This is a genomic window from Salinisphaera sp. T31B1 (assembly GCF_040361275.1).
Classification (GTDB): Bacteria; Pseudomonadota; Gammaproteobacteria; order Nevskiales; family Salinisphaeraceae; genus Salinisphaera.
Genome location: NZ_APNH01000001.1, coordinates 902666 through 917856, shown reverse-complemented (window position 1 = coordinate 917856; position 15191 = coordinate 902666). Strand labels below are relative to the sequence as shown.

14 protein-coding genes are annotated in these 15191 nt (G+C 63.4%); 6 read left to right on the top strand and 8 right to left on the bottom strand.

Annotated features, from left to right (window positions below):
* Window positions 1-12 precede the first annotated feature (12 nt).
* Together T31B1_RS04240 and T31B1_RS04235 are read right to left on the bottom strand one after the other, a co-directional pair.
* Entirely contained in the window at window positions 13-663 is a 651-nt protein-coding gene (locus T31B1_RS04240) for a hypothetical protein (RefSeq protein WP_353248208.1), read from the bottom strand.
* Window positions 664-707: 44 nt separating this feature from the next.
* Window positions 708-1301, bottom strand: coding sequence for a helix-turn-helix domain-containing protein (locus tag T31B1_RS04235; RefSeq protein ID WP_502950929.1), 594 nt, complete (start codon window positions 1299-1301; stop codon window positions 708-710).
* A gap of 45 nt (window positions 1302-1346) precedes the next feature.
* Here T31B1_RS04235 and T31B1_RS04230 point away from each other — a divergent pair, with 45 nt between their 5' ends.
* From T31B1_RS04230 to T31B1_RS04215, 4 genes are all read left to right on the top strand, one after another.
* Window positions 1347-2240: an EamA family transporter gene (locus tag T31B1_RS04230; protein WP_353248206.1), complete on the top strand. Its 894-nt coding sequence runs from the start codon at window positions 1347-1349 to the stop codon at window positions 2238-2240.
* Window positions 2241-2415: 175 nt separating this feature from the next.
* A complete protein-coding gene (locus T31B1_RS04225; RefSeq protein ID WP_353248205.1) occupies window positions 2416-3129 on the top strand; it encodes a hypothetical protein in 714 nt (237 codons plus the stop codon).
* 50 nt (window positions 3130-3179) lie between these two features.
* Complete coding sequence (locus T31B1_RS04220; protein ID WP_353248204.1) at window positions 3180-4259, top strand: hypothetical protein; 1080 nt, start codon at window positions 3180-3182, stop codon at window positions 4257-4259.
* 14 nt (window positions 4260-4273) lie between these two features.
* Window positions 4274-5380, top strand: coding sequence for a hypothetical protein (locus T31B1_RS04215; protein WP_353248203.1), 1107 nt, complete (start codon window positions 4274-4276; stop codon window positions 5378-5380).
* On the opposite strand, the gene T31B1_RS04210 is transcribed toward T31B1_RS04215, so the two are convergent.
* From T31B1_RS04210 to T31B1_RS04190, 5 genes are all read right to left on the bottom strand, one after another.
* Entirely contained in the window at window positions 5377-6009 is a 633-nt protein-coding gene (locus T31B1_RS04210) for a hypothetical protein (RefSeq protein ID WP_353248202.1), read from the bottom strand. The two genes, T31B1_RS04215 and T31B1_RS04210, sit on opposite strands and share 4 nt — an antisense overlap.
* A gap of 144 nt (window positions 6010-6153) precedes the next feature.
* A complete protein-coding gene (locus T31B1_RS04205; RefSeq protein ID WP_353248201.1) occupies window positions 6154-6852 on the bottom strand; it encodes an ABC transporter ATP-binding protein in 699 nt (232 codons plus the stop codon).
* A complete protein-coding gene (locus T31B1_RS04200; RefSeq protein WP_502950928.1) occupies window positions 6849-8570 on the bottom strand; it encodes a branched-chain amino acid ABC transporter ATP-binding protein/permease in 1722 nt (573 codons plus the stop codon). The genes T31B1_RS04205 and T31B1_RS04200 overlap by 4 nt, the downstream gene beginning before the upstream one ends.
* 122 nt (window positions 8571-8692) lie before the next feature.
* Entirely contained in the window at window positions 8693-9598 is a 906-nt protein-coding gene (locus tag T31B1_RS04195) for a branched-chain amino acid ABC transporter permease (RefSeq protein ID WP_353248199.1), read from the bottom strand.
* Window positions 9599-9705: 107 nt separating this feature from the next.
* Window positions 9706-11058 carry a substrate-binding protein gene (locus T31B1_RS04190; protein ID WP_353248198.1) on the bottom strand — a complete coding sequence of 451 codons (1353 nt, stop codon included), beginning with the start codon at window positions 11056-11058 and terminating at the stop codon, window positions 9706-9708.
* 355 nt (window positions 11059-11413) lie between these two features.
* Here T31B1_RS04190 and asd point away from each other — a divergent pair, with 355 nt between their 5' ends.
* The gene (gene asd / locus T31B1_RS04185; RefSeq protein WP_353248197.1) at window positions 11414-12529 is read left to right on the top strand and encodes an aspartate-semialdehyde dehydrogenase; all 1116 of its coding nucleotides are present in this window, start codon (window positions 11414-11416) and stop codon (window positions 12527-12529) included.
* A 153-nt stretch (window positions 12530-12682) separates the two neighbouring features.
* Here the strand turns inward: asd and T31B1_RS04180 are convergent, their stop codons facing one another.
* Entirely contained in the window at window positions 12683-13849 is a 1167-nt protein-coding gene (locus T31B1_RS04180) for a GGDEF domain-containing protein (protein WP_353248196.1), read from the bottom strand.
* A gap of 514 nt (window positions 13850-14363) precedes the next feature.
* Here T31B1_RS04180 and T31B1_RS04175 point away from each other — a divergent pair.
* Window positions 14364-15116, top strand: coding sequence for an SDR family NAD(P)-dependent oxidoreductase (locus T31B1_RS04175; protein ID WP_353248195.1), 753 nt, complete (start codon window positions 14364-14366; stop codon window positions 15114-15116).
* The last annotated feature ends 75 nt before the right edge of the window (window positions 15117-15191 follow it).

The following is a 15191-nucleotide window of genomic DNA, read 5'->3' as shown; positions in this document are numbered from 1 at the left end:
TCGCACGCAGGGTCACCTGTCGGCGGCCGCCCTCACGGCATCGAAGTCCCGGGCCAACCCGGCACGCACCAGCGCGGCCACGAGCCGTGGGAAATCGACTCGCTCGACCTGCGAAGCCAGGCCGGCCGGATCCTGTGGCAGACCAAGGGCCGCGGCGGCCTTCGCCGCCGCGCGATCGACGAAGGGATAACACTCGGGCCAAACGATCTGCATCTCACGCACGAAAATTGCGGCGCCTGTATCGCCGATGCCCTTGAACCCCGTCAAGGCGCGTCGCAGCGCGCCCACATCGCCACCGGCCGCCTTGCGTAGCCGGCGCAGATCGCCGTTGTAACGCTGTTCGAGTGTCGCGACCATGGCCGACAGCTGGGTCGCGGTCTTTTCGTCAACCCGCGCATAGCCGGCCTGGTTGAGTACGCGCACGCGGGCATGCCACGAGCTGTGGGCCAGTTTGGCGGGCGTGGTCCAGCCGGCATCGGCCAGGGCGATGGCTGCCCGCATCGCGATTGCCGCCTGTACCGGCGCCCCGCTCAGATTGGCCAGACACAGCAGCCGGAATAACGGCGCGGGCGTATTGCGCGAGATACGCGCGCCCAGTTCTGCGGCGAAGGTCCGCCCGTGCAACGCAAGCAGGGCAGACACGCGGCGATCGGTATGCGTCATGCGAGGGTCGTCCCTACTTCAGGCACGCGCGTCACTCGCCGCGATCAGTAGATGACATTGCGTACGAAACGCACCGTCGTGCGGCCTTCATTAACGTACGCGTGCTCGCAGTCGCTGGCAAAGACATGGAAGTCGTGCGTATCCACCACGCGTACCGGCGCCTGGCCGAGATACAGACTCAGGCAGCCCTCGGTGACCACGATCATCTCCTGCCAGCCGGGCGGATTGGCAGCGGAATCGTAGCGTTCGCCCGGTGCCAGCGACCATGACCATAACTCGACTTCGGTACGTGCCGGCAGGCTGGCCAGCAGCACGGCTCGGCTGGTCGGGTCGGCGCCGGCCCAGGCCAGCGTATCGATACGGTGCGTATCAATCTGGTCCGGCGGCTGCACGATGGTATGAAAAACCGCGCCCAGCGCTTCGGCAATGCGATCCAGAGTGTTCAGGCTGACGTTCACGTCGCCCTTTTCGATATTGACCAGCATGCGGCGACTTACGCTCGCCCGCTCGGCCAGCGCCTGCTGGCTGAGCTGGGCGGCCATACGAAGCCGACGCACGTTACCAGCCACGTGCACCAGCACGTTCGGCCGCTCGCCCAAATTGTGCACTATATTGCTCACCCCATCGTTCTGGGTCATCATGCGCGCGCGCCCGCGCTTCGACCACGTGCCACGAGTATTGCCATGGCCGTCCACTCGTCTTCCATCGTATCGCGATTGCTGCCGATCGGACTGCTGCTGGTCGCCATGGCCAGCATTCAGGGCGGGGCCGCGCTGGCCGCGACCTTGTTCCCCTTGATCGGTCCGGGAGCGACGACCTCGCTGCGGCTGCTGATCGCCGCCACGCTGCTTCTGACCCTGTTCCGGCCCTGGCGCAGACCGGTGGCACGCAGAGAATGGCCCAACATTGCGATCTACGGGATTGCACTGGCCTCGATGAACTTCCTGTTCTATCAGGCGATGGCGCATATTCCGCTGGGCATCGCGGTGGCTTTCGAGTTCACCGGGCCGCTGACAGTGGCATTGCTGGCGTCCAAGCGTCGGCTGGACCTGCTCTGGGTCGCGATCGCAATCGTCGGACTCGCAGTGCTGCTGGGCGCGGGCCACAATAACGGCGGAACGCTGAATCTGTACGGAGTGGCCTGTGCGCTGGGTGCCGGCGCCTGCTGGGCGGCCTATATCCTGTTCGGGCAGAAAGCCGGTGAGGTCAGCGGCCTGAACAGCGCTATCTGGGGTATCACGATCGGTGCCCTGGTTGTCGCACCGATCGGGCTGGTCGGCGCCGATACCGGAGCACTCGGTGTCCATGTGCTGTGGTTCGCGCTCGGCGTGGCGATCCTGTCGACCGCGCTGCCCTATACACTGGAAATGATCGCCCTGCCCCGTCTGCCAACGCAGACGTTCGGCACCCTCATGAGCCTCGAACCGGCATTCGGCGCGTTGTCCGGTCTGTTGTTCCTCGGTCAGTCACTGGCGCTAGCGCAGTGGCTGGCCATCGCGGCGGTCATTGCCGCCTCGATCGGCACGACCGTGACCGGCAAAACTGCGGAAACCATCGAAACACCCTATCCGGATTGACCCTGTCATTCGTACGACACATTCGAGGTGCCGCGACAGCCTACATCCAGGTGTCTGATTGAACGACCTATTCGAGTAGTGTCTGGTGTCGACTGATCGACACCAAGTGCTACGGAATAGCGCTCGCAGGCCGATTCTCATATGCTCGATCGAGCGTATGACACCGGGGGGCGTTATGAAGGGTTTATGGTTAACCCGCGTATGCACGGCCATGCTGGGTGTGCTCGCAGCGGGCGGTAGCGCGACCTACGCGGCCGACGCCACCCTCAAGGCGAGCCCGTTCTGGGAATCCGTTCAGCGCGATGTAGATGTCAGCGGTATCGTGGTGGTAGGTCTGACCACCGGCACGCTGCTTTCCGGCAGCGACCTCACCCAGCTGTCCATCCGCCCGCCGAGGTCACTGGCGGGCTCCGAAGTATGTCTGACCGTGCAATCACGTGATGGCGTCTATCTGGCACGCAACACCTATATTCTTCCGGCACAGATTGGCGGCGACGCCATCAATCTACCTTACGATCAGTCGGGTGCGCTCGATCTGCTAAGGCAATACGACCAGATGCATCTCGGCATTTCCGTTGTCGAAGGCGCCTGCCAAGAGCCCACCCAGCGGTTTCTCAAGCCGTACGGACCAAACACCGCCGAGGGCTCCGGCGTCAACCTCATGGTCAACGGCTTCGGTGCCACGGACGTCTTCTACAGTGTTTCCGGTCAGAACATGAGCGGTAGTTGCGATCCGCTACGAAACGGACGGACCACGGTGTTCGACTTCTGGTGCCATATCGGCCTCGCCGCGACCCAGGACAGTCCGGTCAAGATCGTTGTAGAACGCGAGCGGTATGGCCGCGCCCTGCCGCCCGCTTCCTTCACTGTGGCCGCAGACGGCCACTGAAGCTCGCGGACTAAACGAGCGTGCTGCGATCCAGCCGTCCCGGTCCTCGCTTGCGTTCCCCAAGACGCGCAGGCAATCGCAGGCTCGATCACTTCGTAGATCGCAACGATCAGTTCTGGGCCGCGATTACCGCAGTGCTGTTGCGGGTCCTGCCGTGGTGTCTGCTGTTGTATATCGCGCTTGTCGTGCATGCCATCGTTCAGAGCAGCCACTGGCCTTTCGCATTGAGCGCGGACGCTCGCCTGGTGGAATTGACGCTCGACGCCAGTTCCCTCACGCAATGGGACATATCCAAGGCGACGTTATGCCGGCATGACTTGCTGCCTGAGGACACCTCGATCTATGAAAAGATCGACGATATCGCAGTGATACGCCGACGATGCGGTACGCCGCGACGCTGGCATGCATATCGGCCGGCAAGTGAAAACGGCGCCGCAGCCGAACTGACTGCCCGTATCGGCGGCAACGGCCAGCCGAGGAGCCATGGCGCGACGGTGCGATTGTCCACGCTGGCCGATGGACGGTTGCTGGTGCGTATCGCGCCGTTTTCGACACAACCGGCTGACGGCGTTGCGATTCAGACCGCGGGTCAAACGCCCTTGACGCTCAACGGCGACGTCGTACTCGTATGGCCGACCGCGCAGACGCAGAACATGTCGCTGATATTTCCCTATACCGCCGCGCTGCGCATCGGCCAGGACGTGACGACCAGCCGTCACGAATTACTCGAGGCTGGCCACATCGCCGTGTACAGCGCATCCGACGATACCGCGGGCGGACGCAGCGTCGTCGACTCTATCGAGCTTCTCGAAGGCGACAGCGTTCAGATCGCAAGTTCCCTCGGCGAGACGGAGGCCGAAGCGCTGCCCCGCGGCTTCGTACGCATCACCGCCGAGCAGATGGCCAGCACCTGGCCGCAGATGAAAGTGGTCGCATTCGGGCTGTCGAATCAGGTGCGTATCGAGCGCTACGGTGACGCAGGCCTGGATTTTCAGCCCAGCATGTGGGCGCGCCTGACACACGATAGCTGGGTCGTCATTGCAACCCTTGTGCTGTTCGGCAGCCTGTCGGCGCTTGCCACGCTGGCCGAGGCAGTGCGATTGATCCGGCGCACGAATTTGCGCCCCTGACGAGATAGCAGCTCATGCCAACCAAACCTCTGGTCTGCTTCAGCGTGCTCGCGATGTTTCTTGGCTGCGGCACGGCCGCCTGGGCCGCTGCCGACCAGGCGGTCGTGCGCAAGCCCGGCGAGGTGCCATTGGAAGTCGGCCAGGCGCTCGTGGGGCATCGCGGCGACCATTGCGTGGCACTTCTGCCCACTCACGTGGTCGACGAAGCCTCCGTGCCTTCGCTGCGATATGTGGGGGCCGGCCAAGCAACGCTCGGCGATCTGGTCGACATACGCGATCTGGGAGGCGATCTGAGTATGGGCACCGTTCTGGGCGGCATCACGCGTAACTGCGGACACAGCCTCGACTCGTTCAGCCGGGCGGTGGATCAGAAACTCTCTGAAAGCACCCAGGGCACACTGCGTTTCGTGAACGGCGACGGCTCGCTGGGCTTCGAGCCGGTCGTCTGGCTTGATGACGATCGCCAGCAGTTCATTCGAATTCGGCCGGCCTCCGCTCGCGGAGTACTCCGCAAGGGCATGAGTGGCAGCCTGCTCATGACCGCGGATAACACGCCGATCGGCATGCTGCTTTCGGTAAGCACACGCTCCGGGGTCGGCACGGTCATGCGTATCGACCGGCTGCTGGAGCGCGGCGAACAGGCGCTCAGCGACGACAGGTCGGCTGCACAGCTCGACAAGAGCGCAACTGCATCGCCTCGCGGCCCGGAATCGTCGCCCATGACACTAGCGGCCTGGACCGCGCCTGCCGCCTCGTCTGTTAACCGAGCTGCGAATTTGCTATCCGCCGATCCGGCCACGCCGCCGTGGATCACCAGCAAGCTGGACGGGCCGGTGCTGCTGGATTTCGAAGTCGCACCCGGCACCGCGATCACCGGAATCGTGCTGGACGCCAAAGGGGTCGATCCGAGTTTAAGGCCCGTCGCCGCCGAGATCGTGCTGGGAAACGACGCGCAGTTCCGCTACGCAAGAAGCGTATGGGGCGGCGATCTCGTGTATTCCGAGTCGAGTCGCCGATCGGCAATTGCCCTCGCGCCGACGCGGGCCCGCATCATTCGTATCAAGCTCTATCCGTCCGGCAGCAAACGCCTGTCATTACGGCGTATCAGATTAATGGACTAACGAAGACGCGCGGTGCCGATATACCGACGGTCGGAAATCGTCACTGGCCCCTGGAGCAACGCCCCGTCCTTGAGGGTCAGTGTCCCGACCCTGCCACTGGCATGAAACACATAGTTGATCCCCTGGATTTCCGAGCCCCCGGCGTTTCCTGTCCTGATATCGATCGAGTCCGTCTCCGGATGTTTTTGGGTAAAGTCGATCACGATGCGTGGCAATCCTTCAGCAAGCGCGTTTGCTGAAGCTTCCTGGGCATCCTTGGGTGCGTTCTGATCGATCGCCAGATCGACATACAGCGCGTTCATATTGAATAGCGCGGTCTTGAGCGCCTGGGACCGAAGCAGGTTGTCAGTGCTCGACAGCCCGGATTCGATCGCGAGTTCACGATAGACCGGGTTATCGCTGTCCATCATCAGCTGGAAGGCCGCGAGCCGCAGATTGCGGTCCGGACTGTCCATGACCTTTTTCAGTTCTTCGATTTCACGCGACTGGGCACGCGCCTTTTCGATCAGCTCCGCAGCTGTCAGCGTTTCAGCCTGCACGACAGCTGCTGCGCAAACGAGCGTTGAAAACAGCAATAGAGCAAAAGGGACTCGATATTTCATCTGTTCCTCCCGGCTTACCGTACACACTCTCTCGATACGTCGTACTTGCGCAGCTCTCACCAACGACAGTCAGGCAGCGGGCAACGCCTCCCATTGCCTTCACGCGGGTCGGTTGTCGACCTGATCGCCTTGAAAAGACGCCAGACTCCGTGCGGACGATTCTACGGTTGCTCAGACCCCCAGATACTGGTGCAGTATTTCGGGCTGGCCGTTCAGGTCATCGGGCGTGCCTTCGTAGACCACATGTCCATTGTTGAGAATATAGGCGCGGTGGGCGAACTTGAGCGCGGCATAAACGTTCTGCTCGACCACCACAATGGTCTGGCCTTCGGCCGCAATCCGCTCGCAGACGGCCATCAGGTTCTGGACGATGACTGGTGCAAGCCCTTCGAAGGGTTCGTCCAGCAGAATGATCTCGGGTTTGCGAATCAGCGCGCGTGCGATTGCCAGCATCTGCTGTTCGCCGCCCGACAGCATCTTGCCGCCACTGCGCCGCCGCTCTTCCAGACGCGGGAACAGTTCGTAGATCCGCGCGAGCGGTTCGGCCTGCTCGGCCGAAAAGGCGGCCAGCTTGAGATTTTCCTCGACCGTCAGCGCGCCGAATATACGCCGCTCTTCGGGCACCAGTTGGAGCCCGTGGCGGGCGACCTCGAAGGCCGGTCGGCCGCAGACCTCGTGCTCGCCGAGCCGGATACTGCCGCTGCGCGGCTTGATCGCGCCGGCGATGGATTCGAGCGTCGTCGTCTTGCCTGCGCCGTTGCGCCCCAGCAGCGCCACCACCTCACGGCGTTCGACGGTCAGGCTGACATCGAACAGGACATGCGAATCGCCGTAATAGCTGTTGAGTTTGTCGACCGCGAGCAGACTCATGCCTCGACTCCGCCCAGATAGGCCTGCTGTACTTTCGGATGCGACCGGATCTCTTCCGGCGCCCCCTCGACGAGGATCTCGCCTTCCACCAGTACACTGATGCGATCGGCCAGTTCGAACACCGCATCCATGTCGTGCTCGACCACGATCACCGTACGCCCCTTGCGCAGCGACTTGATCAGCGCCACCGTGCTGGCCCGCTCTTCCGGACCCATGCCGGCGAGCGGCTCGTCGAGCAGCAACAGCGACGGCTGCGTGGCCAGGGCCAGCCCGATTTCGACCCGGCGCTTTTCGCCGTACGGCAGATGCGAGACCGGCGTATCGGCGCGGTGCGACAGTCCCACCAGCGCCAGCGTTTCGTCGATCCGTTCATCGAGACCGGCCACCCGTTCGGCACGGCGCAGCATGTCGAGCTTGAACCGGCCCCGCGACTGGCCGAGGCAGGGGATCATCAGGTTGTCGCGTACCGACAGTCGGTCGAACAGCTGATTGATCTGGAAGCTGGTGCTCATGCCGAGCTGACAGACCCGGGTGACGCCTGCGCCCGTGATATCCCGGCCCTGGAAATAGATGCTTCCCTCGCTCGGCGGCATCACGCCGGCCAGCATCTTGAAGAACGTGCTCTTGCCGGCTCCGTTCGGCCCGATCAGCGCACGCACCTCGAACTCGCGCACCGAGAAATCGATGTCGTGGTTGGCGGCCAGGCCGCCAAAATGCTTGCTCACGCCGCGCGCCTCGAGAATGACCGGCCCGTATTCGGGCAGCGGCTCTGCGACGGACGCATTCGCCGCGTTGACCGCGTGCGCGGACTGATCGGCATCGGCATCGTCGCCTGAGCGCGTTCTGCCCCAGCGCCACTGGCCCAGGCGTCGTGCCTCGCCCAGCAGCCCGGTGGGCAGGAATGTAATCAGAAGCACGAAGATCACGCCCAGCACCAGCTTCCAACTCTGCCCGAGCCCCAGCGTGTGCTGGAGCAGATCCTGCAGATACAACCATACGCTGGCGCCGACCAGTGGCCCGAGCAGCACGCCCGCGCCGCCGATGACGGTCTGGATGAGCAACTGCGCCGAACTTTCGAACGCGAATGCGCCCGGAGGCATATAGTTCTGGAAGATACCCAGCAGCCCGCCGGCCAAGCCGCCGTAGGCTGCCGATAGCACAATGGCCACCAGCTTGTAGAGATGCGTCGCATTGCCGGTGGCCTTGGCTCGTTCCTCGTTGTCGCGTACCGCCACCAGCATGCGCCCGACCGGCGAGGCGACCACGCGCCGGGCCAGAAGATAGCCGCCGAAGAACAGTACGGCCACAAAGTAATACATGCCCAGGCTCGACCGGATGACATACGAGCCGATCAGCGGCACGGGCACGCCGGCCATGCCGTTCTCGCCGCCGGTATAGGCCGACAGCGTCGAGTAGTCCAGATGAAACAGCATCTCGCCGAAGGCCAGCGTGATCATCGCGAAATAGATGCCCTTGCGACGCTCGACGAGCAGCCCGATACCCAACCCCAATACCGCGGCGGCCAGCGTGCCGATGAACAGCGCGACCAGCGTCTGCTCCAGTACACCGTGGGTGAGCAGATAGGCCGTGATGAAGCCACCCGAACCGTAGAACGCGGCCTGGCCCAGTGACAGCAGCCCGGTGAACCCGAACAGGATCGAAAAGCCCAGGCCGAACAGGCCCCAGATCAGGCTCCGGGTCATCACATCCATGGTCATGTTGATCCAGGGCAGCACGAACGGCGCCGCCACGAGACCGACCAGAACGGCAGCCTCCACTGCCAGATGCCCCCACCGACGCGGCCGGGGCGACGGGGCGCCTGCGTTCGCGGTACCGGTAGTCATACCCGGCCCGCCTGTCCGAACAGGCCGCGCGGACGGAAGATCAGGATCAGCGCCATGGCCACGTACAGCATCACCTCGGACAGCGACGGATAGAACAGTGACGTCAGGGTCATGATCTCGCCGGCAATCAGTCCGCCGACGATCGCGCCGGGAAACGAACCCACCCCGCCCAGTACGACGACCACGAAAGAAAACACCAGAAATTTCTCACCACCGTCCGGCGTCGGTGCGGTGATCGGCGCATTGATCACCCCGGCCAGGCCGGCAGCCATCGCGCCGATCGCGAATACCACGAAAAAGGCGCGGAAGACATTGATACCCAACAGACTCACCATGCCGGAGTCTTCGATGCCGGCCCGCACAACCAGTCCGAGCCGGGTCCGGTATAGCACCAGGTAGAAGATCAGCAGGATGATCGCCGACAGCGCGATGGTCTCGATCTTGTAAAGCGGAAACGGATACTGGAGAAAACCGAGCTGCGAAGCGCCCTGGCCCCAGCCGGGCGTGGGCATGTTCTGGCTGGTCCCGCCGAAGAACGCTCGAATCGACTCGACGATGATGATGCCCAGACCGAAGGTCACGATGATCTGGTCCTCGTCGGGTCGCTTGTAGTAATAGCGGATGATGCCGCGCTCGATCACCAGCCCGATGACCAGCGTACCCAGCGCGCCGGCGCCGATGGCCAGCACGAACGAACCGGTGGCCTGGTAGGCCACGAACCCCGCATACGCGCCCAGCGTGTACAGCGCGCCGTGCGCCACGTTGAGCACCCCCAGCGTGCCGTAGACGATCGTTAGACCGGTGCTGATCAGCGCCAGCAGCATGCCTTGCTGCAGGCCGTTGAACATCTGCGCTTCCACCAGCCCCCAGGGCGGCAGACTATTGATGAAATCGGTGAACATCGTGGTGGGGACGACCTGTAACGCGGCCGCGCATGGCGGCCTGATGGACGAACATCAACAAAGCGGCCGCCGATCAGGCCGGCGGCCGCCACATGACTAACCCCGGATCAGGTATACGAGCCGAGCTTGCAGCCCAGCAGGTCCGGCGGCGGCATGACATCGTCGCCCGGCGTGAGGCTGACCAGGTCGAAGTAATCGTCGTCTGAGCGCATCTCCGACGGTTTCTTGCCACGGATGATCGGCACGTCGTGCACCAGTTGATGATCGTTGGCGCGCATGTGCACCTTGCCGAGCATGGTGTCGAGCTGTTTGCCGGCCTCATAAGCCTTGATGACTTCTTCGGGTCGGAACGTGCCGGCTCGCTCGCAGGCCTCGGCATACATCGCCATCTGCAGATAGGCCGCCTCGGCGCCCCATTCCGGCTTGTAGCCGTTCTTCTTCTCGAACTGGGAAACGAACGACTTCGCCAGATCGTTCTTCTCTTCCATCGTCCACCAGAAATCGGTGACGCAATAGATGCCCTGCATGATCTCCGGACCGACTTCCTTGGCCAGAAATGGCGTCATGTAGGGGATGACCATGGTCATCTTGTCGAGAATTCCGAAATTCTTGGCCTGCTTGATCGAGTTGACCGCATCCGCACCGAAGCAGATGTTGACGAACACGTCTGCGCCGGAGGCCGCCGCGTTGAGCAGATAGGAACTGAAGTCGCTGGTACCCAAGGGTGAGAGTTGCTCGGTGGCGGCCGACCAGCCGATCTGCTGGGTGAACTCCTTCATCGAGTCGCGAACCGTATGCCCGTAGGTGTAGTCGGGAATCAGATAGGCGACCTTCTTGTCCTTACCGATCTCGTCGCGCAACACGGGCAGAAGTGCCTTGGAAGCGGTGTAGCCGAATATGCAGGAACGGAAACCGTAGCGCTGACAATCGGCACCGGTGGTTTCGTTGGAGCCGGAAATGCCCGCCAGGTAGATGACCTTTTCGCGTTGGGCAAGTTTTTCACAGGCAATGGCCACCGCCGAGCTGACGCTGCCCGCCGTCATGATCGCCTTGTCCTGATTGATGAACCGCGTCATGCCCTGAATCGCCAGATCCGGCTTGGAGGCGGTGTCCACGTTGCCGTATTCGATCCGCTTGCCGAGAATGCCCTTCTTGGAATCGGGAGAGATCGCACGGACGAGTTCGTTCCCGCTGTTCAGGTGCTCGATCGCTAATTGAAAGCCCTTGAGCATATCGGTGCCCTGGGCGCTGTACGGCCCGGTGGACTCGCAGCCCAGACCGATGAAGCAGCTGTCCTTGGCCACGCCGGCCGGATAATTGCCCAGCGGCGAACCATCAGCGGCCAGCACACGGCCGGGAAACATCGACGTGGCCAGCAGCCCGCCCATGGCCATGGACCCGCTTTTCAAAAGTCCACGGCGGCTGATCGATGTGTCGATCCACTTCTTATTATCGCTCACCTGTTCTCCCCTCTCGTTATGACCTTGATTCAAGGTGAATAACAAATTAAGGAGCCGGCGCGTCCGTGGTAAATGCAACTTTAGTTGCAGGGTGATCGATCAATGCCCGTTCGTCACTTCGAAGCGCTTATTTTCTAACAAATTACGGTCGACCGGTCAGGGCCGGGTCTCGGCTTCGGCCGGACGATGGCCGGCGCGGACAGCGGTGCGGGCAATTCGACAGAGCCTGGCCGGCAGGACCGGGGCCCCGCCACGCCGCGCGATCTCCAGCGGCCGGGATGCGCTCTCGATCCGCGTCCGCGTTAGAATGGCCAAACACTCAGGGTCGAACGACCCGCTCAGACGAGGTATGAGAATGTTGAAAGTCGGATTCGTTGGTTGGCGTGGCATGGTCGGTTCCGTGCTCATGCAGCGCATGCTTCACGACAACGACTATCAGGGTCTCGAGCCGGTATTCTTCTCCACGTCCCAGGCCGGTCAGGACGGCCCGGATATCGGCATGGACGTGCCCAAGCTCCAGGACGCAAAGGACATCGATTCGCTCAAGGCCATGGATGTAATCGTGACCTGCCAGGGCGGCGACTACACCGGCGAAGTCTACGAGCCGCTGCGTTCAGCGGGCTGGAAAGGCTACTGGATCGACGCCGCCAGCAAGCTGCGCATGGCCGACGACGCGACGATCGTGCTGGACCCGGTCAACCGCGACGTGATTGATGCCCAGCTGGCGCGCGGCACCAAGACGTTCTGTGGCGGCAACTGCACCGTCAGCCTGATGCTCATGGGTCTTGGCGGGCTGTTCGAGGCCGATCTGATCGAGTGGATGTCGGCGATGACCTATCAGGCCGCCTCCGGATCCGGTGCACAGCATATGCGTGAGCTGCTCGTTCAGATGGGCGATCTGCGCGACAGCGTGGCCGATCAGCTGGCTACGCCCTCCTCGGCGATCCTGGATATCGATCGTGACGTCACCGCCAAGATGCGCTCGGCGGATTTCCCGGTCGAGCAGTTCGGCCATCCCCTGGCCGGATCGGCGCTGCCCTGGATCGACACGATCATGGAAACCGGCCAGTCCAAGGAAGAATGGAAAGCAGGCGCCGAGAGCAACAAGATTCTGGGCCGCGAGGGCGATCCGATTCCGATGGACGGACTGTGTGTACGTATCGGTTCGATGCGTTGTCACAGCCAGGCGTTCACCATCAAACTCAAGCGCGACGTGCCGATCGACGAAATCGAAGACCGGATCGCTCGTCATAACGAATGGGTCAAGGTCGTGCCCAATGAAAAGGAAGCAACCCTGCGCGATCTGACCGCCACAGCCGTCTCGGGCACGCTGAGCATTCCGGTCGGGCGGCTGCGCAAACTCGCCATGGGCGGCGAATATCTGTCCGCCTATACCGTCGGCGATCAGCTGCTCTGGGGTGCGGCCGAGCCGCTCAAGCGCATGTTGGCCATACTGCGCGAGCACCACTAAACGACCCCGCGCACGCGACAGATCGCGGCCCCGTGAAACGCCTCCTCCGGGAGGCGTTTCTCTTGGAGTCAGCACTCCGGCAGGGAACGGTTGTCGGCTCAGGCTTACGAACGTCGCGGCACTGATCGCCTGCGCGACCGTCGACACACCGGCCTAACGCTCACGGCTTGCCAGTGTGTTGGTCGAATGCCGGCCGGCCTCTAACCGAGGATCCGACACGGGTGCCGTCGCCACCCGGTCACGGCCTTCGGCCTTGGCTCGATACAAAGCCTGATCGGCACGACGGAACAGCATGGCAGCGGTGTCCGGCGCCGCACCCAACTCTGCCACGCCGACGCTGACCGTGGTGCGGATCGGATCCGCGCGCGAGGCGAATGCGCAGCGCAGACGTTCGGCGAGTCGGAGCGCAGCACGGCAATCCGCGCCCGGCGCCAGGATCGCCAGTTCGTCGCCGCCGGGGCGGCCCGGTATCGCCTGGTCGCCGGCGAGCAGCCGAAGCTGCCCGCCGAGCTGGCGCAGTACACGATCGCCCACATCGTGACCGTGCCGGTCATTGATCTGTTTGAAACGGTCGATATCGATGACCATCAGTGACAGCGGGTGGCCAGCCGAATGAGCGCGTTCGACTTCGTCGGCCAGGCGTTCACCGAAGGCGCGCTGATTCACACAACCGGTCAGCTCGTCGGTGGAGGCGAGTTGCTCCAGGCGCAGGCGCAGACGTCTGATCTCGCCTTTTTCCCAGTCCCGGGCCGTGGCCCCGATACCGGCCAGCAGCAACGCGATCGCCAGCGCGATGAAACGGAATATCGCCGTGAACACGTCGGCACCTGGATTCGACGTGACGAATACCGCCGCTGCCCCGGCCAGGATGGCCATGCCGCAGACCAGAACCGCCGGCCTGGGATAACCGATCGCCAGATATACGATCGGCAGGATCAGCAATCCGGCGACCGGGCTGCCGATACCACCGTCCAGCGCGCTGATCGCCAGGATGATTGCTGCAGCCAGGATATCGGCCAGCACCAGATAGACCAGCCGATAGCGCATGGTCACGATCTGATGGCGGCACAGGTAAAAACCCGCGGTGAACGCCAGCGTCGCCAGCAGAATGGCGTTGATCCAACCACGATTGGGCAGCGCCGAAGTCAGCCGGATATAGATATGGACGACGGCCAATACCGACAGGTAACCGGCCAGCGCCGCATACAGCATGGCCAACCAGAAACGCTGCTCGCGGCCGATATCGGTCGTGCTGTCGGCATAGCGCGATGCCGCCTGTTGCCCACGTCCGCCGCGCTTTCCCCGTATGCCTCGTGCCATCGATCGAATCCGAACTGGGCTTCGCACCGAAGACCCGACCTGGCGAACGGACCCGTGCCCGGCTGCTCCTGCCGCGGCCCGAAACCGCCGGATACGTCGTAACCCCCGATGCCTCCGGCCTGCCGCCAAGGGCGCTATCCAGCAGCGCGCAGATGCAATAGGCCAAGCCCCCAGACGATAGCACGCCATATGAATCCGCCCACAATCGTGCCAGGCGGTGTTCATCCGCGCCGCGACGGCGCCGCCGGACCCATCGCCGTACCCTTAGGCACTCGGCGACCACACGCTATCCAAGCCCGGGCGGCGGCTTTGCAACTACGGGCATAGCGGCCGGCCACGATAGCCAACAGGTCTGATCGCATGCCGCCGGAATCGGCCCGCGCGATCACCGGCGGGTACCGGTGTACGGACGTATCGTCTCGAATAAATTCTTGCAAGGCCCTAGGATGGTCGCTCAGCGGAGGCCGAGCCTCGATCGGCTGGCCTGTCGACAGACCTCGAAGGACAATCGAACATGCAGACACAGCTTGCCGGCCGCCGCGCCGTGATTACCGGGGGCAGCCGCGGCATCGGCCTGGCCATCGCCGAGGCCCTGGCCGCAGAAGGCGTTCAGCTATCGATCTGCGCTCGAGACCGGGAAGGACTCGATCAAGCCGCCGAGCGTCTCGGCGTACATGATGTGCCCGTACATACCGCCGTCTGCGATGTGGCCGACGGTCCGGCGCTCACCGCGTATATAGACCAGGCGGCCGACACGCTTGGCGGTCTGGATATCCTGGTCAACAACGCCTCCGGCTTCGGCGAGGGCGACAGCGAAGACGGCTGGGCGACCAGTGTCGAGGTCGACCTGCTCGGCGCGGTACGGGCCAGCCGTGCCGCCCGGCCCTGGCTCGAGGCCAGCGGTGCCGGCACGATCGTGCATATTGCCTCGATCGCCGGCCAGGCCGCGTCTGCACGAACCGCCGCCTACGGTGCCGTCAAGGCCGCGCTGATCCAGTACACCCAGTCGCAGGCGGCTGCCATGGCTGGCCAAGGCATTCGCGTAAACGCCGTCGCCCCGGATTCGATCGATTTCCCGGGCGGGCTCTGGCAGCAGCGCAAGGCGAAAAATCCCGCGCTGTATGAGGCCACGCTGGCCAGCATTCCGTTCGGGCGCTTCGGCCGCCCGGACGAGATCGCTCGAGCGGTCGTGTTTCTGGCCAGCCCGCTGGCCTCCTGGGTCACTGGCCAGACGCTCACCGTGGACGGCGGTCAACTCCTGCGCTGACCCCGCCGCCGGCCGGGCCTATAACGGCAAGACCGGCCATGCGGCGACGACGCCGGCCATCGAGCGGTAGCGGAA